Source organism: Leuconostoc suionicum, assembly GCF_001891125.1.
GTDB classification, from domain to species: Bacteria; Bacillota; Bacilli; order Lactobacillales; family Lactobacillaceae; genus Leuconostoc; species Leuconostoc suionicum.
Genome location: NZ_CP015247.1, coordinates 39601 through 64142 on the forward strand (window position 1 = coordinate 39601; position 24542 = coordinate 64142).

At 38.1% G+C, this 24542-nt stretch carries 26 protein-coding genes and 1 tRNA gene; 13 read left to right on the forward strand and 14 right to left on the reverse strand.

Going from position 1 to position 24542, the window contains the following annotated elements; translation table 11 throughout:
- Positions 1-56: 56 nt before the first annotated feature.
- Together A6B45_RS00240 and A6B45_RS00245 are read right to left on the reverse strand one after the other, a co-directional pair.
- Positions 57-2108 carry a copper-translocating P-type ATPase gene (locus A6B45_RS00240; RefSeq protein ID WP_072612848.1) on the reverse strand — a complete coding sequence of 684 codons (2052 nt, stop codon included), beginning with the start codon at positions 2106-2108 and terminating at the stop codon, positions 57-59.
- The gene (locus A6B45_RS00245; protein ID WP_072612849.1) at positions 2105-2530 is read right to left on the reverse strand and encodes a CopY/TcrY family copper transport repressor; all 426 of its coding nucleotides are present in this window, start codon (positions 2528-2530) and stop codon (positions 2105-2107) included. Before A6B45_RS00245 ends, A6B45_RS00240 begins: the two co-directional genes overlap by 4 nt.
- Before the next feature lie 201 nt (positions 2531-2731).
- On the opposite strand from A6B45_RS00245, the gene A6B45_RS00250 reads away from it, so the two are divergent.
- The 5 genes from A6B45_RS00250 to A6B45_RS00270 are packed head-to-tail and all read left to right on the forward strand — an operon-like array spanning position 2732 to position 6533.
- Complete coding sequence (locus A6B45_RS00250; RefSeq protein ID WP_072612850.1) at positions 2732-3097, forward strand: GntR family transcriptional regulator; 366 nt, start codon at positions 2732-2734, stop codon at positions 3095-3097.
- Entirely contained in the window at positions 3094-3999 is a 906-nt protein-coding gene (locus A6B45_RS00255; RefSeq protein WP_072612851.1) for an ATP-binding cassette domain-containing protein, read from the forward strand. The genes A6B45_RS00250 and A6B45_RS00255 overlap by 4 nt, the downstream gene beginning before the upstream one ends.
- Positions 3996-4832 carry a hypothetical protein gene (locus A6B45_RS00260; RefSeq protein WP_072612852.1) on the forward strand — a complete coding sequence of 279 codons (837 nt, stop codon included), beginning with the start codon at positions 3996-3998 and terminating at the stop codon, positions 4830-4832. Before A6B45_RS00255 ends, A6B45_RS00260 begins: the two co-directional genes overlap by 4 nt.
- Before the next feature lie 24 nt (positions 4833-4856).
- The gene (locus A6B45_RS00265; RefSeq protein WP_072612853.1) at positions 4857-5762 is read left to right on the forward strand and encodes an ABC transporter ATP-binding protein; all 906 of its coding nucleotides are present in this window, start codon (positions 4857-4859) and stop codon (positions 5760-5762) included.
- A gap of 3 nt (positions 5763-5765) precedes the next feature.
- A complete protein-coding gene (locus A6B45_RS00270) occupies positions 5766-6533 on the forward strand; it encodes an ABC transporter permease (protein ID WP_072612854.1) in 768 nt (255 codons plus the stop codon).
- A gap of 51 nt (positions 6534-6584) precedes the next feature.
- Here the strand turns inward: A6B45_RS00270 and A6B45_RS00275 are convergent, their stop codons facing one another.
- The 8 genes from A6B45_RS00275 to A6B45_RS00310 form a co-directional block, all read right to left on the reverse strand.
- Complete coding sequence (locus tag A6B45_RS00275; RefSeq protein WP_072612855.1) at positions 6585-7445, reverse strand: aldo/keto reductase; 861 nt, start codon at positions 7443-7445, stop codon at positions 6585-6587.
- A 364-nt stretch (positions 7446-7809) separates the two neighbouring features.
- Positions 7810-7881 (reverse strand) — tRNA-Asn (locus tag A6B45_RS00280).
- A 58-nt stretch (positions 7882-7939) separates the two neighbouring features.
- Entirely contained in the window at positions 7940-9058 is a 1119-nt protein-coding gene (locus A6B45_RS00285) for an aminotransferase class III-fold pyridoxal phosphate-dependent enzyme (RefSeq protein ID WP_072612856.1), read from the reverse strand.
- 10 nt (positions 9059-9068) lie between these two features.
- Positions 9069-9803, reverse strand: a complete 735-nt coding sequence (gene argB, locus A6B45_RS00290) for an acetylglutamate kinase (RefSeq protein WP_072612857.1) — start codon at positions 9801-9803, stop codon at positions 9069-9071.
- Between the two features lie 43 nt (positions 9804-9846).
- Positions 9847-11061 carry a bifunctional glutamate N-acetyltransferase/amino-acid acetyltransferase ArgJ gene (gene argJ / locus A6B45_RS00295; RefSeq protein ID WP_072612858.1) on the reverse strand — a complete coding sequence of 405 codons (1215 nt, stop codon included), beginning with the start codon at positions 11059-11061 and terminating at the stop codon, positions 9847-9849.
- A 44-nt stretch (positions 11062-11105) separates the two neighbouring features.
- On the reverse strand, positions 11106-12146 hold the full coding sequence (gene argC / locus A6B45_RS00300; RefSeq protein ID WP_072612859.1) for an N-acetyl-gamma-glutamyl-phosphate reductase: 1041 nt from the start codon (positions 12144-12146) through the stop codon (positions 11106-11108).
- A 124-nt stretch (positions 12147-12270) separates the two neighbouring features.
- Positions 12271-12777, reverse strand: coding sequence for a YbhB/YbcL family Raf kinase inhibitor-like protein (locus tag A6B45_RS00305; RefSeq protein WP_072614455.1), 507 nt, complete (start codon positions 12775-12777; stop codon positions 12271-12273).
- Between the two features lie 5 nt (positions 12778-12782).
- On the reverse strand, positions 12783-13163 hold the full coding sequence (locus A6B45_RS00310) for a GTP-binding protein (protein WP_072612860.1): 381 nt from the start codon (positions 13161-13163) through the stop codon (positions 12783-12785).
- A 110-nt stretch (positions 13164-13273) separates the two neighbouring features.
- Between A6B45_RS00310 and A6B45_RS00315 the strand changes: the two genes are divergently transcribed.
- Complete coding sequence (locus tag A6B45_RS00315) at positions 13274-13570, forward strand: kinase (RefSeq protein ID WP_072612861.1); 297 nt, start codon at positions 13274-13276, stop codon at positions 13568-13570.
- A gap of 9 nt (positions 13571-13579) precedes the next feature.
- Here A6B45_RS00315 and A6B45_RS00320 read toward each other — a convergent pair whose 3' ends face one another.
- Both A6B45_RS00320 and A6B45_RS00325 read right to left on the reverse strand, forming a co-directional pair.
- Entirely contained in the window at positions 13580-14245 is a 666-nt protein-coding gene (locus A6B45_RS00320) for a potassium channel family protein (protein WP_010286784.1), read from the reverse strand.
- Between the two features lie 32 nt (positions 14246-14277).
- Positions 14278-15681: a TrkH family potassium uptake protein gene (locus tag A6B45_RS00325; RefSeq protein WP_072612862.1), complete on the reverse strand. Its 1404-nt coding sequence runs from the start codon at positions 15679-15681 to the stop codon at positions 14278-14280.
- A gap of 314 nt (positions 15682-15995) precedes the next feature.
- Here A6B45_RS00325 and A6B45_RS00330 point away from each other — a divergent pair, with 314 nt between their 5' ends.
- Positions 15996-17201 carry an MFS transporter gene (locus tag A6B45_RS00330; RefSeq protein ID WP_072612863.1) on the forward strand — a complete coding sequence of 402 codons (1206 nt, stop codon included), beginning with the start codon at positions 15996-15998 and terminating at the stop codon, positions 17199-17201.
- Between the two features lie 58 nt (positions 17202-17259).
- On the opposite strand, the gene A6B45_RS00335 is transcribed toward A6B45_RS00330, so the two are convergent.
- Positions 17260-17982, reverse strand: coding sequence for a helix-turn-helix domain-containing protein (locus A6B45_RS00335; RefSeq protein ID WP_072612864.1), 723 nt, complete (start codon positions 17980-17982; stop codon positions 17260-17262).
- A gap of 326 nt (positions 17983-18308) precedes the next feature.
- On the opposite strand from A6B45_RS00335, the gene A6B45_RS00340 reads away from it, so the two are divergent.
- From A6B45_RS00340 to A6B45_RS00365, 6 genes are all read left to right on the forward strand, one after another.
- Complete coding sequence (locus A6B45_RS00340) at positions 18309-18581, forward strand: helix-turn-helix domain-containing protein (protein ID WP_157884975.1); 273 nt, start codon at positions 18309-18311, stop codon at positions 18579-18581.
- Positions 18582-19107: 526 nt separating this feature from the next.
- The gene (locus A6B45_RS00345; RefSeq protein ID WP_072612865.1) at positions 19108-19317 is read left to right on the forward strand and encodes a Blp family class II bacteriocin; all 210 of its coding nucleotides are present in this window, start codon (positions 19108-19110) and stop codon (positions 19315-19317) included.
- A gap of 40 nt (positions 19318-19357) precedes the next feature.
- Positions 19358-19564 (forward strand): hypothetical protein, encoded by a 207-nt coding sequence (locus A6B45_RS00350; RefSeq protein WP_072612866.1) that lies wholly within the window; start codon positions 19358-19360, stop codon positions 19562-19564.
- Between the two features lie 348 nt (positions 19565-19912).
- On the forward strand, positions 19913-21469 hold the full coding sequence (locus A6B45_RS00355) for an ABC transporter ATP-binding protein (RefSeq protein WP_072612867.1): 1557 nt from the start codon (positions 19913-19915) through the stop codon (positions 21467-21469).
- Positions 21469-22605, forward strand: coding sequence for an ABC transporter permease (locus tag A6B45_RS00360; protein WP_072612868.1), 1137 nt, complete (start codon positions 21469-21471; stop codon positions 22603-22605). The genes A6B45_RS00355 and A6B45_RS00360 overlap by 1 nt, the downstream gene beginning before the upstream one ends.
- 1 nt (position 22606) lies before the next feature.
- The gene (locus A6B45_RS00365) at positions 22607-23563 is read left to right on the forward strand and encodes an ABC transporter permease (RefSeq protein WP_072612869.1); all 957 of its coding nucleotides are present in this window, start codon (positions 22607-22609) and stop codon (positions 23561-23563) included.
- A gap of 40 nt (positions 23564-23603) precedes the next feature.
- On the opposite strand, the gene A6B45_RS00370 is transcribed toward A6B45_RS00365, so the two are convergent.
- On the reverse strand, positions 23604-24518 hold the full coding sequence (locus A6B45_RS00370; protein WP_072612870.1) for a lactate/malate family dehydrogenase: 915 nt from the start codon (positions 24516-24518) through the stop codon (positions 23604-23606).
- Positions 24519-24542 lie beyond the last annotated feature (24 nt).

The window sequence follows — 24542 nt, forward strand, 5'->3', positions numbered from 1 at the left end:
CTTATTATTATACACTCTTAGATTAACTGGTTGTTAAATATTAAGGAAAGGTATAGCTAATATTTTAATAATAATGCATTGACAGCGACAATTATTGTTGATAGCGACATAATTAATGCAGCAATCATTGGGTTTAGCATTATACCAGCAAATGCCAACACACCGGCGGCCAAAGGAATAGCAATAATGTTGTAACTAGCTCCCCACCATAAGTTTTGCACTTGCTTAGTATTGCTACGCTTAGCTAGATTAATAAAATCAATAATTTTTGATAACTGATCAGCTATTAATATAGCATCAGCGGAAGCATGTGCCACTTCCGTTCCAACACCGATGGCAATACTTAAATTAGCTTGAGCTAAGGCTGGGGCATCATTAATACCATCGCCAATCATCATTGTCATACCATGTTGTTGATACTTTGAAACCAACTTAATTTTGTCTTGGGGTGATACTTGGGCATGGATATCTGTTATTTTTAACTCGTCAGCAATCTGGTTAGCAGCCAATTCGTTGTCACCTGTAATCATAACAGGTGTGATTCCTTGATTCAATAAAGTGCGAATAAAGGCAGAGGCTGATTCTTTGAGATGGTCTCCTTGTGCTATTACAGCTATAACGCGTCCCTCTTCCAATAAGTAAGAAATTGAGACTTCTGTTTGTAGTGGCGTAAAAGTAATATGATTTTGTTTGAGATATTTTGCCGATGCAAGTGTATATAATTGATCATCTATTTTACCACGTACACCATAACCAGCAATGTTTTCTACATGTGATGCTTGTATTTTTGGTGCGTGTTTTTCTTTTGCGTAGTTAACGATGGATTGCGCAAGTGGATGCGTGGATTGCTGGTCTAAGGCGCTCATAATTCCTAGTGCTTTACTTTGATCAAAGTCATAGACACTAAAGCGTTGTACAGTAAATTTTCCAGTTGTTAATGTACCAGTTTTATCCATTAAAGCAAACTTTAAATGATTTGCTGCCACTAGTGCTTTACGATTTTTGATTAATATGCCTTCTTTTGCTGCGATCGCCTTTGTTCGATTGATGACCAAAGGTACTGCTAGACCCAAAGCGTGGGGGCAGGCAATGACTAATACAGTTGCGGCAATATTAATTGCAAAACCTAGTCCGCGTAGTGGCGTCCAAATAAGGAGAGAACCAATAGCAAATAATAAAGCCACCCAAAACAGCCATGATGCGACTTTGTCTGCTAGTGTTTCAGCGCGCGATTTCTTATCTTGAGAAGATAGCAAGGTTTCCTTTAGCTGGCCAATAAAAGAATCTTCCCCAACAGTCGTTAATTTGACATCAAGTGTACCATTACCGTTAATGGTGCCACCAACCACTTGAGAACCCATTTTCTTTTCGACTAGTCGACTTTCACCAGTCATTAAAGATTCATCAACCTGGCTTACACCTTCAACTACAGTACCATCAGCAGGGAAAGATTCACCAGCCAAGACACGAACAATCATGTCTGATTTTAGTGTGTCAATAGGCATATCCATCAGCATATCATCATGCTTGACATGAGCAATATTTGGCATTAATTCGCGTAACTTAGCCGTTGCATCTCCGGCTTGCATAGTCACAGACATCTCAATTCGGTGACCTAGAAGCATAATAACATTTAATGTTGCAAATTCCCAAAAGAAATCCATAACGTGAACATGAAATAGTTGCGTTGATAGAACCGCGTAAATAGAATACCAAAAAGTAACATTCAGCCCGACAGTAATTAAGCTCATCATAGCGGGTTTTTTAGTACGAAATTCAGCGCGCGCACCATCCCAAAAAGGTTTGGAACCAATGAAGTAGAGGAGGGTAGATAATAGCGCAGATACCCAAGAACTGCCAGGGAAAGTAAAAGTAAATGGCAAATAGATACCCATGAAGGGTGTGATAATGATGATTGGAATCATTAAGAAAAAAGCCCACCAAAAACGGCGTTTCATGTCTGACATATTCATACTGTCCATGCCGGCATGAGAAGTGTGTTCATGACTGGACATGTCCATATGATCGTGGTTCATGCTTGACATGTCATGGTGCTCATGTGATGTATCTTTATTTGTCATATTCATGTGATCATAGTTCATAGTCATTTACAATCCTCACAGTTTTCGGGTAGACAGTTACAAGCAATGCTTTCCGGGGCATTTTTCATTTTTTGTTCTAGTAACGCTTGTAGTTTGGTAATGTCTGATTGAGATAAAGTCATGTCAGCAAGTACATCCAATAACGTGTGGCCAATACACATGGCGCACATGTCGTCGATTGTGGCACGTAGTGTTTGGGTCATCGTTTCATGTTCACCTACGGTTGGCGTGTATAAGCGGTTACGTGTAGCACCATCTGTGCGTAACAATCCCTTTTTTAGTATTCGATTGATTAGCGTTTTAACGGTTGATGGCTGCCAATTTTTCTGGTTGTTCATAATGTGAATGATTTGATTGGCGGTAGCTTCACCTAATGTCCATATCACACGCATTATTTCCCATTCGCTTGGTGTTAGTAATTTATTCATACCTTTAGTCTACAACTGTAAACTAAAAAGTACAACTATTTTGAATACTTTATGAATAAAAAGGATTGACAAGACAAAGTGTACTGTGTATTATAGTACACGTAGTACAGATGTCATGGGGAGCAATGAAACACACAAAAGAACAGTTATTGATAGGACAACTTAGAAAAACCTATCAAAATTTAATAAGGAAGTGCACAGATGGCGCAAATTCAACGCAGTCAACCATTATATGAGCAGTTAATGTGGCGTATTAAAGCGCAAATTGCGTCTGGTGTATTGCATATTGGTGATAAACTACCATCAGTCCGGGAAATGGCTTTAATTGAGGGATTAAATCCAAATACAGTGGCAAAGGCTTATAAAGCTCTTGAAGCGCAAAATGTGATTGAAACGGTGACCGGTAAAGGTACTTTTGTTCATGAAAACAAGGGCATTGTAGATGATAAATTATTAGCACAATTACGTTTAAAAATGACCGAAATTGTTATTGAGGCCAAACGTGCGTCTATTGATGCCAAGCAGCTACATAGTTGGATTGAAGAATTATATGGAGAAATATCATGAGTTTAATTTTAGAAAATATTTCTAAAAAGATACACCATCATGCCATTCTAAAAAATGCAAGTTTTGAGCTCAAAGAGGGAGAAATTGTTGGACTAGTTGGGCGTAATGGTGCGGGGAAAACAACATTATTTAGAACAATATCTGGGGAGATGCAAGCTGATTTTGGTCGTATAGGTCTAGATAATAAAGATTATATGAAAACAGTTGCAGTTCATGACCAATTATTTTATATTGATATGCCAGACAATTGGTTGGCGTTTTATACACCAAAGCGAGTTAAATCAATTTTGGAAGTTGCCTATACAGACTTTGATTCAGACTGGTATGATGATCGGTTGAAGCAGTTTGGTTTAAACAATAATAAACGTGTTCAGAATTACTCAAAAGGAATGAAAGCGTTGTTTACGATTATTGTCAGCTTCGCAAGCCGTGCCCAATATGTTTTATTGGACGAACCGCTTGATGGATTAGACGTATTAGTTCGGGATCAGGTAAAACAGTTAATTATTGATCGTGTTACAAAAAATAACACGACCGTGCTTATTGCGTCACATAATTTGGTTGAGCTTGATACCTTAGTTGATCGTATTCTATTACTGAAAGATGGCACAATTGATCGTGCATTTGCGATTGAAAATAATAAAAACATTAAAAAGTATCAACTGGCTTACGATGGGGATGTGATGCCGGAATTTCTAAGAAACAATGGAACGATTATTGCTCAAGTTGGTCATATTGTAACCATTGTGTTTGATAATTTTGATGAAGATATTGGTATTAAGTTAGCTGGATCAGATTTCAAGTTCATAGAAGAACTACCAATTAGCAGTGAAGACATATTCCGTGCGAGCTTTGCCAACGAAGTATACGCTTGGCAGCAAGAATTGGGGGGGGAACAATGAAACAAGCACTACGGCTATATGGCAGGATTAAATCTAATCAAATTATATTAATAGCGATTCTTGGTGTTCTAGTAACTTGTTTTATTGGGGGCGTGAATACATATTATGGGCGAGCAATAACAAACATAGGCAGTGATAGCGAGTTGGGAGGCGTACTTATGGGTATAATGCTCCTAGCAGCAGGCGCCGCTACGTGCGCAGATCAAACAAGACACTTAAATACCTGGTTGAGTACGCAGAGCGCTTCTAGAAGGCAGTTCTTCATCAGTAAAGTGGTGTGGATGATTATTGCGCCAATTGTACTGGGTGCTGCTATTGACCTATTCATGTCCATTACAATACGCTCTGATAATTTGCACAAGGTGGCGAGTAACAATTTAAACGACGCTGTGGAATTATTTTACGTTGCTAGTGTGGTGGTGTTGGTTAGTACAATTATTGGGCCAATATGGCAAAAAATTGTAATTAGTTTATTTGTGTTAATTGTGTGGTCATCAATATCTGTTGGCGTCAATACTATATCTTTTAAGCTCGGTATGAAAGAGTTATCTCAAAGTACAGAGTTTATAATGTTAGTAACATTTGTCGCAGCAATGCTCTTATTAGGTGCTAGCTATTATATTGTGGGCATTATTGGTACAGAAAGTGAACATGACACAGTACGTGTACCTGCTTTGAGATGGCCGGTAATTATATTTGTATTTGCATCAACATTGGCTCTTCCACTTCTTAATGGAAGTTCCCTAACGGCGGGTTCATTTGTATTACCAGCAATTTTGAGCGTAATCACATTCATCTTCGTATTTAAACCAAAACTATCTTGGCAAAAATAGTTGATTCAATAAAAGGGGAAAAACATGGCATTATTGGAAGTAAAGAACGTTAATAAAAAGTATGGTAGTAGAGCAGCAATGGATGACGTCAGTTTCAATGTTGAAGCTGGTCACATTGTTGGATTGATTGGTCCCAATGGCGCTGGTAAATCAACAACCATGCGTGCTATTACTGGTTTAATGAGCTACTCATCTGGACAAATCACGTTTGATGGGCAACCTGTGACCTTTAATAATCATAGTGCGCTTGATAAAATTGGTAATTTGATTGAATATCCAGCCATTTATCCGAACTTAACCGCGCTAGAACACTTGAAGTTGTATGCAATGGACACAAAAAATCCCGCTGATTTCAAAGAATTAATGCATAAAACGCAAATAGACGGGGATAATTTTGGAAAGCGCAAGGCGAAAAATTTTTCATTGGGTATGAAACAGCGACTTGGTATTGCTATTGCGCTCATCCGAAATCCAAAATTAGTTATTTTGGATGAACCAATGAACGGACTTGACCCACAATCGGTTCACGACTTGCGTGAATTAATTCGTTCGTTGGCTGAAGAAGGGGTGGCTTTCTTGATTTCAAGCCATCTATTGGATGAATTGCAAAAACTAGTGGATGATGTTGTAATCATTAATCACGGAAAAATTATTCAAACGGCTACCATAGAGACATTCTTTATTCATGACCAAGCACGTTGGACATTTGACACTAATGATAATGAATCAGCTCTACAAATCGCACAAGATAAAAAATGGCAAGCTACAATCGACAACGGACAGTTGCAAATTAGTGGGGCAGAAAATTTGCAACAAGTGATCACAGCATTCAATGCAGCCAATATACAAATTCAATCACTTAATACTGCAACTGGCAATCTAGAAAAGTCACTACTTGATATGCTAGCGGCTGATAATCAGGGGGAATAACGCATGTTAACATTAATGAAGCAAGAATATTACAAAGCATTCAAGCAAAATAGATTATACATTTGGTTGATTTTAGGATTTATTTTTCCCATTGCTATCATCGGCATTTTTAAGTCAACAAGATCAGCTGGATCGATTATTAATCTTGGTCAGTCCTTAATTTATGTTGAAATGGCAGGAATCATTATTACTGCTTTGTCTATCTCTCAAGAGTTCGGTTTTGGTACAATTCGTCCATTGCTGTCACGTCGCTTTAGTCGAGGGGAAGTGTTCATCAGTAAGTTGTTATTAAACATTAGTGTTTACATTGGATTGTTTTTATCAGCTTTTATTGGTACTGTTTTGGCTACTGCTATATTTGCCCCTAAATATGATTTCTCACAAAAGTTAGGATATATAGGGAATAGTTGGCAGGGTATGATGATTTCGATTATGGATGTAGCACTTCAAATGATATTTGTGGCTGCATTAGTATTGATGGTTACGAACATGGTCAAAAGTTCAGGAGCTGCTATTGGACTTGGCGTAGTGATGATAGTTGCTACACCAATCATCTCTGTCATTTCGTTAAAATTAATTGATTTAGCACCAATCTTGAAGTGGAATCCATTCAATATTTATTTAGGTATTGCTAGTCTTGGACAAGTTAAACTTAGTATAATGGCACAAATAATGGATATGTCACAAGGAGCAATGATATCAGCATATTTGATATATATTGTGTTGATGTATGGTATCGCTTATTTAATCTTTAGAAAACGCAGCGTTTAAAATTGATAAATAATAAAAAACACGAACGTAATGTGAGTTCGTGTTTTTTATTTAAAAGTCGGCTGAGGAAGCATCAGTATGGAATCCACCCACGCCAGTGAGTGAGTCTAATGATGCAATTTCTGCTGATGTTAGAGCAAAGTCGAATACATCGGCATTGGCTTTAATGTATGTTTCATGTGTTGATTTTGGTAAAGGTAAGAATCCCTTATCCAAGGACCAACGAATTAATATTTGCGGCACCGATTTATTGTATTTTTTACTCAGATCAACGACTTGTGGTAAATCAACGAGCTTTCCTGTACCTAGTGGGGAATAGGCTTCGTTAAGCATGCCATGATCTTTATCATAGGCAACTAATTCTTGTTGGTTATCAGAAGGATTTAAAAAGTTTTGATTAACCATGGGTGCTATAGTTTGTGTTTTGGCTAGTGCTTCTAGATGTTCAATTTGGAAATTCGAAACGCCAATGGCTGTCGTTTTTCCTATTTTATATTCATCTTCCAAAGCACGCCAAGTATCTGCGTTTGCATCAATCCAGGCGTCCTTTCCTTGTTTTTGCAGGGCAGCAGGATTTGGCCAATGGATTAAATATAAATCAACGTAATCTAAGCCAAGCTTGCTAAGGGATGTGTCAAGCGCTTGTATAGCTTTTTCATATGTGTGCGCATCATTCCAAAGTTTAGTCGTTACAAACAATTCATCACGTGGAATACCAGAATCTTTTATGGCACGACCGACAGAATCTTCATTACCATATACAGCCGCTGTATCGATGTGGCGATAACCTGCTTCTAGAGCCCAACGCACAGACTGATAAGCTTCTGTACCGTTTGCACTTTGCCAAGTTCCAAACCCAATTATAGGAATTTCGATGCCGTTGGTTAGCTTATATGTATCTACAAGGGACATGTGATTTACCTCCGTGAGTCTTTTATTATACGGTGTTATTTTGATAGCACCAGTTACCCTCAGTATAACATGTCAGTCTCACTAATTGATTTTTAGTGCACGGAGAAAAATAATTACTTTAACACTGATTTAATGTTAGTGCAGTACAGTGATTATATTGACAATAATACTTAAATTTGTCAAATTAGCGAAGCCCCCTAAAAAAGATACACTCAATCTATTATTATTCTCTCAAATTATAATTCTCTTCTCTCCCCCGTATCTTTGGATGCGGGGGTTTCGTTTTGAGTGATGAAAGAATCTAGCTGTTTTAAAGCAACTAAAAAGCACCAAAACCTTATCGATTTTGGCGCTTTTTTTAGGACTGCTCCACTTGGATTCGAACCAAGGACCTGCGCATTAACAGTGCGTTATTCTACCACTGAACTATGGAGCAATTAGCTGAATTAATCAACTATTAAAGTATATCAACGTTGGAATATCTTGTCAACAGTTTACTGCGAAAGTAACTGCTTAATTTTTTGTAGTGCTGTTGTGAGCTGTGATTCTGATATTGTCAGTGGCGGTAACAAACGAAGCGTATTGTGTCCGGCACTCAAGGTAACAATTTTTTCATCCAATAAGTCAGTAACAACTTGCTTTACAGGTATGTTTAATTCAATACCGGCCATCATACCAAGGCCCCGTACTTCAACAACGCTACTTAACTCTTTGAAGGTTGCCAATTCCTGCCAAAAAAGATTAATTTTTTCTGAAATACTAGGCAGGATTAAAGATAATTCGTCTAGTGTTGCACTAGCAGCACTCATGGCCAGTGGATTCCCGCCAAATGTTGAACCATGTGCATTATATGAAAATGAACTGGCAAATTCGTTTTTAGCAAGCATTGCACCCACAGGAACACCGCTAGCCAATGCTTTGGCATTCGTAAAAATATCCGGTTGAAAATGATAGTTTTCAAATGCAAACTTTTTTCCCGTGCGTCCCATGCCAGTCTGTACTTCATCAATCATGATTAAAGACCCATTATCATGAACTACTTGAATTAGTTCTGTAACAAAATCTTGATGCGCAGGAATGACACCTCCTTCGCCTTGAACAAGCTCAAGCATTACGCCAGCAACGTCCGTATTAAGGAGTTCTTTTAAACTGTTAATGTCATTAAACTCTGCATACTGGAACCCAGCTAACATAGGTAATCCGTAATGGATGCTATCTTGTCCAGTTGCTGACATAGCAGCATAAGTACGACCGTGAAAAGAGTTTTTGAAAGTAATGATTGTTTCCCGCTTAGTCACTAAACGGGCTAACTTAATTGCCGCTTCGTTAGCTTCCGCTCCTGAATTGGCAAAATAAGTGGTATAAGCTTCACCACCTAATTTTGCTGCCACAGTTTCTTGCAATTCATTTTCGTATAAATTAGGCAAGTGCCAGATTTCTTTAGCTTGAGCAATAAGTGCCGATACAACAGCATCATTATTTGCGCCAACGTTATAGACACCAATACCACTGGATAGGTCTGTGTACTCATTGTTTTTACCGTCAGTCCAGGTGGCGTTTTTAGTTTTCTTAAATGTTAGTGGGGCACGTTGATAGTTTGGAAATAGCGTCATGTGATATACCTCAAATTGTGACAATAGTACCGGGATGGGTAACTGTATTTGTAATATGAACAGCGTGCACGCCATGACGTGCTGCAAATAAGGCACTGTTTACTTTTGGAATCATGCCACCGGTAATCATCTGTGTTTTTTGTAATTCTTCCATCGTTTTGGAAGTTAGATTTTGTAAAATATTTCCCTTAATTTTCACACCAGAAACATCTGTTAATAGATATAATTCATCAGCCTTTAGATACTTAGCCAGAGCTGTTGCCGCGTGATCCGCATTAACATTTAACCACTGACCATTATTGGTAATTGCCATCGGAGCAATAATAGGAACGAGATTTTTTTCCCAAAGGTTATGAATTAATTTAGTATTCACTTGGTGAATGTTGCCAACGTATCCGAATGTGTCTTGATCAATTGTGTGACCAGTTAACAGTTGATCACTTGCAGCATTTAATCCAATTACAGATAGACCATTGACACGGCAAGCTTCAAGTAGCGCAGGTTGTACCTGACCTAGGAGTGCCATTTTTGTGATGTTGATACCATTTTGTGTTGTAAAACGAATACCGTTTATCTTTTGAACAGGTTCATTAAGTTGTGACATCAAGGCAGAAATTGTATCACCACCGCCATGAACAATCGCAATTTTATAATGTTGTTTTTGCCAAAATTTGATAGTATCAAAAAAGGCAGGTGTGAGTTGAGTGGCGGCATTGCCACCAATTTTGATGACTATTTTTTTCATTAAACTTTATCTCCCATAAAACGAACAAGATGAGAATGGATTCTCACGTTGTATAAAGTGCATTAATTTTTACATATTCGTATGTTAAATCCGAACCCCAAGCACAACCGGATTCGGTACCGGCATGTAAATCAACATCAATGTGAATGTCATGCTCCTCAAGTTTTTCTGCCATGGCATCGGCATCAAAAACGGCAGGGGCACCATTTACTAATACAGCGATTTGATTAATGCTAATATCAATAAGATTTGGGTTAAGATCGACATTGCTGGCTCCAATAGCAGCGATAATGCGGCCCCAATTAGGATCTTTACCAAAAATAGCCGTTTTTACTAATGAAGAACCGACAATTTTTTTAGCCACCATTCGCGCATCAAGAGCACTTTGCGCATGATTTACAGCAACAGCAATTAATTTAGTGGCGCCTTCGCCATCATTAGCAATAGCAATCGAAAGAGCCGTGGTTACCGTGTGTAACATATTTTTGAATTGTTCATATTCAGCTGTATGATCCTCAATCATTTTATGACCAGCCAAACCGTTTGCCATTACTAAGACAGTGTCATTAGTTGATGTGTCACCATCGATTGTAATTTGATTAAAACTTGTCTCAACATCTTCTGAAAGTGCCTGCTGTAAAAGTTTGGCATCAATGTTAATATCGGTCGTTATAAATCCAAGCATGGTAGCCATATTCGGATGCAACATGCCTGAACCTTTTGCTACACCACTCATTGTGACAATTTTGCCCTGAATAGTGGATTGAATGGTAATTGACTTTTCCTTAGTATCAGTAGTCATAATAGCGTGCGCAAACCCGTTTGTGTCACCATCAATCTTTAACTGTTTGATGCCGTTGATAATCTTATCGATTGGCAGTACTTTGCCAATAATACCGGTAGAAGCGACACCAACCAGGTTGGTGTCGATATTTAGTTGTTGTGCGGTAAACTCTTGCATAGACTCTGCATGTGCCATACCAATACTACCAGTGACAGCATTAGCATTTCCAGAATTAACAATAATGGCTTGCAATTGACCATTTTGAATCGTTTTTTTATCCAGTTGAACTGGGGCGGCCTGCACTTGATTCGTGGTAAAAACGCCAGCCACGCTAGCTATTACGTCACTGTAAATCCAACCAAGATCTTTTGATTTGTGCTTGAGGCCAACGTGTTGGCCATCCGCGTGAAATCCTATGGGAGCAGCAATGTCAGCTGTTGATAGTGTTGTAATTTGATTTAATAATTCTGTCATAAGGATTTTCCTAAGTATATTTTTAGACGTTAGTATAATGAATATTATGCGTATTGAGCAATCAAATGAAGTCCTGTGCTTTCCTCTAAATCAAACAAATGATTCATGTTTTGGATGGCTTGTCCAGCAGCGCCTTTGATCATATTGTCAAGAACACTAACAATGGTGAGGTATTTGGTATCAGGATTGTATGTTAGTCCAATATCAGTAAAGTTAGTACCGATAACCTGTTTGATGCTTGGTAATTGATCTTTGGGCATGACACGGACAAATTGCTTATTTGCATACGTTGCAGTGTACAATTCTTGAATTTTTTCGGCCTGACTGTCGTCGTTTATCTTGACATAAGCACTGACAAAAATGCCGCGATTAATTGGAAGTAGGGATGTGGTGAATTGAATATGAGTAATATCGGATTGCCATTGTTGCAGTTGCTGGGTAATTTCAGGAATGTGTTGATGATGGTTGGCCTTATACATGCTGAAGTTTTCATTAACGTTAATAAAATGACTCGCTAACGTCAGGGATTTGCCAGCACCGGATAATCCGCTTTTAGCATCAATGACGATGTTATCTTTATCAAGCAGGTGGTTTTGTGCAAGAGGGGCAAGAGCAAGAAGTGTGGACGTTGCATAACAACCAGGATTAGCAATATAAGTTGCTTTATTGTCATAAAAATCAGCTAAACTATAGTGTGCCTGTTGAATGATTTCATCAGAGGCTGGTTCTTTTTTATACCATTTTTTATAAATATCAGCGGGAAGACGGAAATCACCAGACAAATCAATGACGGGAAATTTAGCTTGAATAAAGTCCTGGGCTAAATTTTTGGAAACACCGCTGGATGTTGCAAAAAATACAAGATCAGCTTCCTGCATAATATGCATTGGATCGAATACCGTAGGCGTTAAATTATACATTGATTTTAGATGCGGAAACTGTTCGCTAATGTCAGTATTTTCTGTTTGGGTATTATGTATGGACACAACCTTGGCATTAGGATGATTGTAAAGCAGTCGCAATAATTCGAGACCGCCGTATCCTGTAATGCCAACGATAGCAATTTTTATAATTTTGTCTGTCATGGTGTGCCCTCCTTGTGTTTGATGTTTTAAATATTAAACCAATAAGCATTTAAATACAATAAATATGCAAAACAAAATTGGATATTTTAAATTTAATGTATAAAAAAACACTTCATACGAAGTGTTAAGCTCGTGCAGGTAATTCAAGAATTGCTATATCAAGTACGTGTTCCATACTTTTGGAACGTAATTCATTGAGGAAAAATCCGTCCTGCAGGTCCAATTTAGTATCTAAGGCGAATACAGTTAGTGTGTAGTTATGAGTTTTATCAGGGGGCATTGGGCCAATATAAGATTGATTTATGCTAGCATTGGCTGGGTGCCCTAATTTTTGCACATCATGCCAAGTTGAATTGGTACCAAATGTACCGCGTTTGGTAGCACGAAGATTTTCAGGAATATTAGTTACAGGGAGGTTTGCCGCTAACCAGTGAATCCAGGGGAAGCCGCATACAGGAACGGCATCATAGTCGATTAAACTGACAGACAATGATTGGGTACCAGCCGGCGTGTTAGATATTTCAACTGGGAAATTAGTGGTTGGCATATCATTGGTACGATAATTAGCAGGTGCATATTTAGCATACTTGTCTGGTATAAAACCGTTATCAAGTGTGACATCTATTTTCATGATCATCATTCTCCTATTAAGTTTTTCTTGGCCTGTGCCAAACGTGTGCGAACAGTGATGGGCATTTCAGAATTATATTTACGAATGGACGAAATGGCATCAATAACAACCTTCGTGCGGGTATCTATGTCTTGTATGCCAGCAGTTTTTGAGTCTATCTCCTTTTCGAATCGTTCAATAAAATCAAGCTGGAGTTGTGTTTTATCAGCGCGGAGGGTCTCGGCTGCGGCAACTTCACCGTTAGAATCAAGGTCAGTTATAGCTATATTATACCCCTCAAAAAATTCTGATGCATTGGTCGTGTTTTGCCAAGTAATCGGCTCACTTACTGCTTCAATATTTTTTTCTGTCGTTTTTTTCTTTTTGAAAATGTTAAAGAAAGACATAATTAGAAATCCTTTCAAGTATAAATATATAGTAATTTTTCATGTTCGTTTAATGGCGAACAAACGTTTTATCTGATACAATAAAAATAGTTTTTGGATCGGGGAAAATTATGGCAGCACATAAAACGGTATTTAATGACAAACAACGTATCTTGCGGCTTTATTCAGCATTGATAAGCCATCGAGCGCTCTCAATTGAAGAAATTGAGGACATGTTTTTTATTGGCCGAAAAACCGTCCAACGCGATATCTCCGAAATTCGAACTTTTTTGCATGATTTGCAAATTGGCGAACCAATTAAATCTGAGATTATTTTTGATCGTCATTCTAAAAAATATCGACTAACAGAAATGGATAACTTGTTTCGAGTTTTTGACAAAATCAATAAAATTGATGAAGAAGAATAACCTTTTGATTTATTTATTGTTCGTTAATTGGTCAAAATCATCGACCATATCTTTTGGTCCGACAACGGAAACAATGTCTTTTTCGTGGAGTTTGTAGGTTGAGTCAGGGGCGACAATAACATCACCGTCATGACGAACAGCTATGACATTTAGCCCAAATTTTTTCCGAATGTTCAGGTTGCTAATGGATCGACCGTAAAATGCAGGATTAACAATTTGAACTTCGGCCATGGAATAGTCATCAGATAGCTCAATAAAATTCAACATGTTAGGCGCAAGAAGTTTGCGTGCTACTCGTTCGCCCATCTCGCGTTCAGGTTGTACGACGACATCTGCGCCTATTTTTGTGAGCACACGTAGATGGGTACGGTTTTCAGCCTTGGCAATAACATTCTTGGCACCAAGGTCTTTGGCGTTGATAGTCGCTAGAATACTCGCTTGCATATTATGGCCAATGGCAATCACAATATGATCAAAACTAGCAATATCTAGTTTGCGTAATACTTCATCTTCTTGGGCATCTGCAATGACAACTTGTGTTGCAATATCACGATAATCATTAACATGTTCTTCACTAATATCAATGCCTAAAACATCTTGCCCATTTGCAACCAATGTTTCCAAAAGGGCGCCGCCAAAACGTCCGAGGCCTATAATGGCATAGGTTTGTCTCATTTTTATTTCTCCTAACTATGGGTTGTAATACGCTATCCAATGATAACGGATTCTTCTGGGTATCGGAAGGGGGCTTTATCATCATGCACATTTAGAATGGAGAACATGACGGTATAGATACCGACACGACCAATGAACATTGCAAGCATGATAATAAGCTGTCCAAAGGTTGTTAGATGTGGGGTCAAGCCAAGCGTTAAGCCAGTTGTAGCAAAAGCACTGACCACCTCAAAAATAATGTATTCTAGCCCATAATGTGCGGTGTGCTCTTGAGTAAGCATTAATAGAAATGATAAGATGCCCAAGAATGCTAGCGATACGAAAACTAATAGCAGTGCACGAACAATGTTTTCGTGTGATAAGCGACGATGCGAAAATACAACATCCTTTTTCCCACGTAAAGCAGCGTGTGTTTGTAGAATCAACACACCAAGCGTAGTGGTTTTGATACCACCAGCAGTTGATCCGGGTGTACCACCGATATACATCAACATCATTGTTAATAGTACAGTTGCTGAACTCATTGAATCAAAACTGAATTGCGCAAAACCAGCGGTTCGGTATGAAATAGACATAAACAATGTATCGAAAATGCGGTTTATAGGTTGAATGCCTTGAGCAGAGCTCATATTACGTTCGGTCAATTCAAACAACAACCAACCACCTACAATTAGAACACCTGTCATAACAAGTGCTAGCTTGGAGTGTAATGTTAGGCGATGTGTTGTTCGATATATGAGTAGATCACGCCAGACTAAGAACCCGAGAGAGCCAGCAACGATTAGGAAGGCAATAATTAGTAGAATCCAAGGTTGATTATTATAAGCAGCTGTCTCGTGAGGTAAAATTGAGAAACCAGAATTACCAAATGCTGAGATGGCGTGAAATACAGCATAAAACATACCATGTTTCCAACCAAAGTCATTTATAAAGAAAGGCGCTAACAACACTGCACCGATACTTTGAATAATAACTGATAGTTTAATAACATACCCAAAGACCACCCGTGTATCATAGAGACTTTCCAAGTTATAAACTTCTTGAACCATCATTTTACTTCTTAAATCCATTTTTTTTCGGGTTGCCGTAAATAACAGTACTGAAAATGACATGAATCCTAGCGCGCCAATCTCAATCAGAACCATGATGACGATTTGACCAAAGGTGGTCCAATGAGTTGCTGTGTCAACAACTGTGAGGCCAGTAACTGAGGCTGCTGAAGTTGCTGTAAATAAGCCATCCATGAAGGTGTGACCCACATTACCATGATAACTAAAGGGCAGCATTAGTAACAGCGCACCGACTGTAATGACTGTTAAAAAGCCTAATGACAATCGTTGCGGCATTGATATGCGCGACCAAAAAGTATGGCGTTGCGATTGGTCATGAAATTTTTGCATTTCAGCTGCAGTTGGTAAATCGATTTTTCTAGACATATTTATTTTTGTAGGGTTCTTTCTCGAAATAGGTTGTTGTTTAATAGAGAGGTATATTACCTTTGTTCAATTATACACTGTGGGTTGTAAAATCGGATGTTTTTGGATAATGAGCTGATCAAAATCAGCTATTTGATAGACGGCTTAGCCACGATAAGGATTGCTGTTTACAAATGACGGCACTAATGTTAATATAAAATGTTCGAAAAATTATGATAGAATTGTTAGATTATTATAATCGTAATTAGATTTATCATGTCTAGGTAAAAAGACACACATGCGTATTGTGAACTAATTAAGGGGACTTATCAAATATGATTCGATTAATGCAAAATAAAAATCAGAGGAATAATGTTAGTGTACGTATTGCTATTTATTTGACCTACATTGTACAGGGATTTGCTTTAATTATTTTAGCGCAGACTGTGCAGCAATTAAGTGAATTGTGGGATGCCTCAATTGCTGGTACAACTGCTGTCGTTTCAGCAATTGGTATTGGAAAGTTAATTGCCTATCCAATTTTGGGAGAATTGTCTGATCACGTTGATAGAAAAAAATTATTAATGATGGCGATGCTCATGTATTTAATATTTTTTACTATTTTACCATTAACAAAGAATATATTTTTCGCCGTTGTCATAACTACGCTGGCAGGACCAGCCAACGCGGCATTAGATTCTGTGGCCTACCCCACATTATTAGAAATGAATCATGGCAAATCTAGTGGGAATGTACTCATTAAAGCAATGATTTCATTGGGTGAGGGGATATTACCGATTATCTTAGTCATGTTGATTAATCAACATATTTGGTTTGGCTGGTTATTTTGGGTTGCCACGGCTATTCTAATAGTAAATTTAATCATCATGACCTCAATTAATGCAGCTGGATTTTACACTATTCGCGCCTCAAAAGGGGGCAAGAGAGTCAACAGTAAGGGTACATGGCATTGGAATATTACAAAAATATTATTTATGATTTATGGCTTCAGTGCAATGTGGGTGATGATTCATTTTACTCAGTGGGTCACGCGATATTTTCACATTGTACAATCTTTTTCAACAGTTAGTTCGCATGTACTAATGTCTTTTTACAGTATTGGCTCACTCATGGGCGTGGGCACTTTGTTCTTATTGACCAACCGTGGATGGATCAGCGAAAAAATATTGTTAATGATTACAGCGATAGGAACAATAGTTGGCTTAGTTATTGTCGTTTTGAGCCAAGAAACAATCAGTGCTAGTTTTGGTTGCTTTATTTTTGGCTTTTCAGCCGCAGGAGGAGCGTTACAGTTGGGACTGAGTCAATTAATAGCCTCAGATCCAAAGTTTTCAGGTCGTTTGACCGGTCTCTATTTTTTCTTTGGTAGCATTGCATTTTTTATTATGCCAATTGTCACTGGGCACTTTGCCGCACAACACTTGCAAGGTGTGATGTTGAGTTTGTTGGCTGTGGCTGGTTTGAATTTGTTTATTGTAGTCTTTAATTTCTATCATTCGCGACAGGTAACGAAACAATAATTTTATAAACAAACACAAAAAAAGCAAGACATGGTAGTCTTGCCTTTTTTGTGTCTGTTTATAAGTTGGATAGATACTTTTTCATCCGGTTCTGAAAATCAACCAGTGGTTCTGGATCAGGTTGGCTCATCCAGACGGAAATAAACGATGTGAGCATTTCAATTAAGTATTCTGTAGTTAGAATATCGGCAGCCAATTTAGGATTATATCGTGTAATTAGTGATAAATATTTAGATTTAATAAATGTAATCCAAATATTTCTGATATATGGGCGTGTATATAAAAGGTGTAATTCTTCTTTTTTTTCGTAGAGCATCGGTGCCATGTCGTTGATGAAAACTGATGTAAGATTGTCATTGGTTGACAAGCTTGTTTCTACCTTGATTTTAACGTCTTTGTCAATTCGATTGATTACAGCATAAAATAAATCATCATATGAGGGATAATATTTTTTAATTTTTTGGATAGCGATACCAGAAGTTTTTTCTAGTTGTTTGAGACTAGGCTTATCTTCTCTGTTTGAATGCATATTGGCTAAGAAAGATAGTAAAATTAGCTCTTCATCATTGTCTTCACACGAATTAGTCGGTGGAATAATAAAAAAGTCCAGAGGCAAATCAAATTTTTCAATAATTAATAGCATCATTTCTGTTGTGGGGTGCCCTTTATGACGTTCCCAATTAGAGACAGATTGAAATGAAATATATAATTTTTCAGCGAATTGCTGTTGTGTTAGTCCGTGTTTTTTACGGAGCGCTTTAATTTTATTACCAATCTCCATAATAGTCTCCAAAATAATTCTTTGTTACCATGATATAACATATTTGGAATGAATCCAATATTTTATCATAAAATGTCTGGATAATCACTAAAAAATTGATAATTATTAGTGATAGATTTTGGAATTTATAAAAATCTACTTTGATATAATACTAAAAAGGATGAGAAATATTCTTTATTCTGCACAACTTGAGCGAAAAGGTTGTGGGGGACAGAATATTTCAAAGGCGATGAGATAAAAGGAAAAAAGTTAGATTACGTATTATTAAGAATAAAAATAGTAAAGAGTAGTTTCACCGAAGTATAAATTTTAAAGGAGACATGCGAGTGAATGCTGAAGAAACGATTACTCAAGGCGAGTATGACATTGTAGAAACTGAACAATTACAGAAAATTTATGGTGGTGATTTAGGTGAAGCCCTTAAATACTATAGGCAAGCTGCAGGTTTAACCGCTCGCGAATTATCCCGAAAAATGAATATCACACCAGCGGCTTTGTCTAACTATGAAAATAACAAAAGAAGGCCGGACTTAGAATTCGTTAGAGATGTTGCTCATCAACTAGATTTATCAATTGATACGTTATTAGAAAGTATGTGAGTTAACAATGTGTTGATTTTGGTTGAAGTAGATTTGAATATTTGTAATACTATATTAGGTAGTAGATGAGGTATACATCATTTGCTATTTCTCATAAAGTATAAGAATTATATTTTTTAGGCAGTGGCACAAGAAAGAATGGTTAGTAATAATTTGGAGTTTCAAGGCGTAATTATGAATATAATTAATGAAATACTCTAAGTTGTATTTTCAATATTATTATTATTATTATGAAATGGTATAGGGATGTCCCGCAACAACTTTTGCAACGATTATGCTACTATGCCAGATAATAAATGGATCTAATAAGGCTGTATGTGCTATGTGCATGTCGTAATCTGCGGTGCAAAAAATACATTTGTTAATCTTATTGTGAATAATTCGTTATCCAATGACAAATTTGCGGGAGGAAATCTAATTACTACACTGGAAATATATGTGCACTTGCTAAGAATTTGCATATTTTTATACAGAGTTTTTAAGTAACAAGATGCTAGTAAAGTAAACTTAACGGGGGACAGAAGTGATGTTAAACAGTTTTGAGCAAATGAATATTGAACAACTAGAAACAGTGGTAGGTGGGGTAATGACTGGAAGAGGCCTTGCCAGAGCTATTGGAGGAGGAATTGTTGGTGGCGTGATCCGGGGAATACCAGGAGGACCAGCTGGGATGTTCGTTGGAGCACATCTTGGAGCGGCAGCGGGAGCAGCTACTTATGCTGTAACTCATTATTAACAGTCATTGTACTGTGATAAATACTAGCGAGAGATGATTTATGAAAAAGATAAGCAATAAAAAGAAATTAATCAAACAATTTTTACTAATGGATTGTGGCGCACTAGTATTTGGAATCGTATTTTTTTTGATAACAAATATGATAGGGGAAAAAACTACTATATTAGGTGCAGCTATAGCAACAATCATATTTTGGGTATTTGATTTTGTTTTACGTGGATTTCTTGGCAAATTTAAAGAATGTTAAATATAGCTTTTGTTTTTGCGGCCGTTCACGGACCATCGATACCGGAATAATGGACTGTTTATTTAACCGCAGGTGCATTGTTGGTGATTGTCCGCTTAGTGACCAAAAAGTTACAATATTTAGTAATGTTTCATATGGCATATAGCTTAATGTCACCGGTTGGCTTGTAAAATAAGGAAAAGTAATCATGATAAGTGGGCGTTACCTCAATTTGCTCTAATCAATAGGTAAAATGATTGCAACATACGTGTTTAGAGAACATGGTATAATATTATTTAAGGAAAATTCCGCGAACAGTTTTTGTCCGCGGAATTTTTACAACTTATTATAGAAAGAAGCAGAGAGTATATGACCGAATCAACACCAGTCATTGAAATGCGACATATTATCAAAAAATTTGGTGATTTTGCGGCCAATGATGACATTAACCTACAAGTCCAACAAGGTGAAATTCACGCGTTACTTGGTGAAAACGGTGCAGGAAAATCAACATTAATGAATATTTTGACAGGATTACTACAGCCTACTAGTGGCGAAATCTTGATTAATGGGGAGAAAGTATCAGTTGATTCACCCTCAAAATCCGATGCTTTAGGCATCGGCATGGTGCATCAACATTTTATGTTAATTGACGCTTTTACTGTAACAGAAAATATTATTCTCGGTTCAGAAGTGACAAAAGGATTGTCCTTGGACACTAAAACTGCTGCTAAGAAAATACAAGCTTTGTCAGATCAATATGGTTTATCAGTTGATCCAATGGCTAAGATTTCTGATATATCAGTTGGTCAACAACAGCGTGTTGAAATATTAAAGACCCTTTATCGTGGCGCTGATATTTTGATTTTTGATGAACCAACAGCAGTTTTGACACCACAAGAAATCGATGAGTTAATTGTCATCATGCACAATTTAGCACAAGAAGGAAAATCAATTATCTTGATTACGCATAAACTTGACGAAATACGTGCTGCTGCTGATACGGTGACGGTTATTCGTTCAGGAAAATCAATTGATACTTTCCCAGTTGCTGGCGTGTCTTCTCAGGAATTAGCTGACTTGATGGTTGGTCGCGAAGTTAGTTTTAAAACTGAAAAAGAAGTGGCTCAACCCGGTAAAGTGATATTGTCGATTAATAACTTAGAAGTTCAAGATGCACGCCGTGTTGCTGCTGTTAAAAACTTTTCGCTTGATGTGAGAGCAGGTGAAATTGTTGGTTTAGCTGGTATCGATGGAAACGGGCAAACAGAATTAATCCAGGGAATTACTGGATTAACAAAGGTACAAGAAGGACATGTTAAGCTAAAAGGAGAAGATATTACCAACAAAAAGCCACGTCATATTACTGAAGCGGGTGTTGGTCATATTCCTGAAGATAGATTGCGTTTTGGTATGGAAGTTGAAATGACGTTGTCTGAAAACTTGTCGTTGCAAACGTACTATAAACAACCTATTTCAAAATCAGGTGTCTTGCAACCTGCTGAAATGGATAAATTAGCTGACAAATTAGTTCAGGAATTTGATGTGCGAGCTGCTAGTATTCATGTGACCGCGGGTTCAATGTCGGGTGGAAACCAACAGAAAGCTGTAGTTGCACGTGAATTAAATCGTGATAATGATCTCGTGATTGCTGCCCAGCCAACTCGTGGGTTGGATGTTGGAGCGGTTGAATATATCCATCAACGTTTAATCGCACAACGTACAGCTGGTAAGGCCGTATTGGTCGTTAGTTTTGAGTTAGATGAAATTCTTAATTTATCGGATCGCATTGCTGTTATTAATGACGGTAAAATTGTCGGAATAGTTGACGCTCAAGACACAAATAAGCAAGAACTTGGCTTGTTGATGACAGGTATGAGCTTAACAGAAGCTCGTGCGGCATTGAAAGAAGAGGTGGGGTCCTAATGATTGCACAAAAGAATAACCTTTCTGTGGCAATGTTTTCTGTTTTATTCGGTTTAATTGTCGGCGCAGTGATTATGTTAGTATTCGGCTATAACCCAATTTCTGGTTATGTTGCGCTGCTTGGTTCGGCATTTGGTTCAATGCAGGATATTGGTGGTGTATTGACGCAAATGACGCCTTTGATTTTGACAGCATTAGGCTTTGCAGTGGCTTCGGCTGCCGGATTCTTCAATATTGGTTTGTCAGGTCAAGCTTTAGCCGGATGGGTTGGGGCAGTTTGGTATGCGTTGAGTTTCCCTGATATGTCAGCTATCATCATGATACCAAGCGCATTAATCATTGGAGCTGGGCTAGGCGCAATTGCTGGGTTCATTCCTGGTTGGCTACGCGCACAGTTTGGTGCTAGTGAAGTGATTGTGACGATTATGATGAATTATATTTTCCTCTTTTTAGGAAATGATATCTTGCAAAATACGATGTCTAAGAATATTAAGGAGTCTGCAGAAACAACCAAACAAGTTGGTGCCAATGCATCGCTCCAGATGAAATGGTTGACTGACTTGACGCAAGGTTCAAGCATTTCAGCGGGAATATTTATTGCTTTAGCAATGATTGTTGTTGTTTGGTTTGTTATGAAGAAAACAACGCTTGGCTTTGAAATTCGTGCGGTTGGTTTAAACCCTGATGCGGCTAGATATGCTGGTATGTCAGCAAAGCGCAATGCTACAATAGCTATGGCTATTTCTGGTGGCTTAGCAGGTTTGGCAGGAACAATCGAGGGACTTGGTAATTATCTGAACTTCTTTACGCAAAATGGGTCACCATCAATTGGATTTGATGGTATGGCTGTTGCTTTGCTTGGTGGTGGTTCTTACCTTGGCATTCTTGGTGCAGCTGCAATATTTTCTGTTTTGAAAATTGGTGGCTTAGGAATGCCAATGTCTTCGGGTGTACCATTTGAGTTAGTAGATATTGTTACGGCTTCAATTATTTTCTTTGTCGGGGCACGATACCTGATTCTATTAATGCAAAAACGCATTAAGGCTATGGATGAAAAAGCAGCCATGGAGGCAGCTAATAAAAAAGCTGCAAAAGCAGCTTCAAATAACGAAAATCAGCAGAAAGGCGGTGAATAAGATGTCATTCATGGCAATGTTATCACTTGTTATATCTAGTACATTGGTTTATTCAGCACCGCTGATATTTACTTCAATTGGTGGCACTTTTTCCGAACGTTCAGGTGTTGTTAACGTTGGTTTGGAAGGAATTATGGGGATGGGCGCTTTTGCAGCGGTTGTCTTTAACCTAACATTTGCTAGACAGCTTGGTGCTGCCACACCTTGGTTGGGCTTGCTAGCTGGTGCCATTGTTGGGGTTGTTTTTTCGCTAATTCACGCCGTTGCTACGGTAACGTTGCGTGCGGATCATATCATTTCTGGAACTGTCATTAATTTGATGGCGCCAGCTTTAGGCGTTTTCCTTATCAAAGTTTTGTATGGTAAAGGTCAAACAGAATCTATTGGACAGGACTTTGGCTATGCTACTGTTCCTGGTTTGGCAAAAATCCCAGTATTGGGACAACTATTCTTTGAAAAAACGTCTGGCCCAGCATGGTTGGCGATTCTTGTCGCTGGTATATCATGGTACATTATTTTTAAAACGAAATTCGGATTACGTTTGCGATCAGTTGGTGAAAATCCACAAGCTGCCGATACGCTTGGGTTAAATGTGGCGCGTTTACGTTATTCCGGTGTGATGATTTCTGGGTTACTTGGTGGTATTGGTGGTGCTGTCGTGGCACAATCGATTTCGTTAAACTATTCGGCTAGTACGATTGTTGGACAAGGGTTTATGGCAATGGCTGCAATGATCTTTGGTCGTTGGAATCCATTAGGTGCTTTGGGTGCTTCATTGTTCTTCGGTTTGTCACAATCACTTGCTGTGATTGGGGCACAGTTACCTGGATTGAAAAATGTTCCTTCAATCTGGTTACAAATAGCACCATACGTACTTACAATTATTGTGCTTGTGTTCTTCTTTGGTAAAACACGTCCGCCTAAGGCTGATGGTGTTAACTATATTAAAGCAGCTTAAATAAAATAAAAAAGCGAATCAAAAGATTCGCTTTTTTTATTTATAAGTAAGCTGCTGTTTTCTCAGCAATTGCATTAGCTGATTTTTGTAGTAGTACCTTTTCATCATCGCTAAGTTGTAGATCAAATTCAGCAGTTACACCATCACGACCAATAATGGCTGGCGTAGAAATATATCCTTCGAAACGTTCATCATAGTGAGAAACGATGGCTTCTCTGCGTGCGTTGGATAGAACTAATTTTGCAAGAGAAACAGCAGCATGAGCAATGGCAAAATTCGTATATTTTTTACCGGCAAAAACGGTAAAACCACCAACACGTGCAGCCTCTGCAACCTTATCTAGATTAATATTGTATAGCTTAACTAATTCATCTGCATTTTTTCCTAATGCCTTAACGGTAGACCAAGCGGCAAATTGTGAATCGCCGTGTTCTCCAAGCATATAACCACTAATTCCGCGAGGGTCAATTGCTAATGTATCACCTAATGCACGTTTTAAGCGTGCAGTATCTAGGTAAGTTCCAGTGCCAAAAACTTGATTCGCTGGGAGGCCAGTTGCTTTCTGATAGATACCAGTAATAACGTCAACAGGGTTTGAGATAACAATGAGCACACCATTGAAGCCTGCTTGCTTTAAGTCAGATCCAACCTGTTGTACCTCTGGGGTATTAGCTTTTAGTTCTGTAAAACGATCGCCACCAGGCTTAATCAATTCGATGTGTCCTAGAGCAGAAATAACAACTTCAGCGTCTGCTAAATCTTTTGCTGTTCCAGCGTGTACTTCGACATGATGATCTAATAGACTGGCAGCATCACGAAAATCAAGCTCTTCAGATGCAAGTTTTTCTGGATTTTTATCCACTAAAACAATTTCATCTGCTAATCCTTGTGCAATAATGATGTGGGCCACCGTTACACCAACATGTCCAATGCCAACAACACCTATTTTTCTCATGTGAGTACCTCGTTAATATATTAT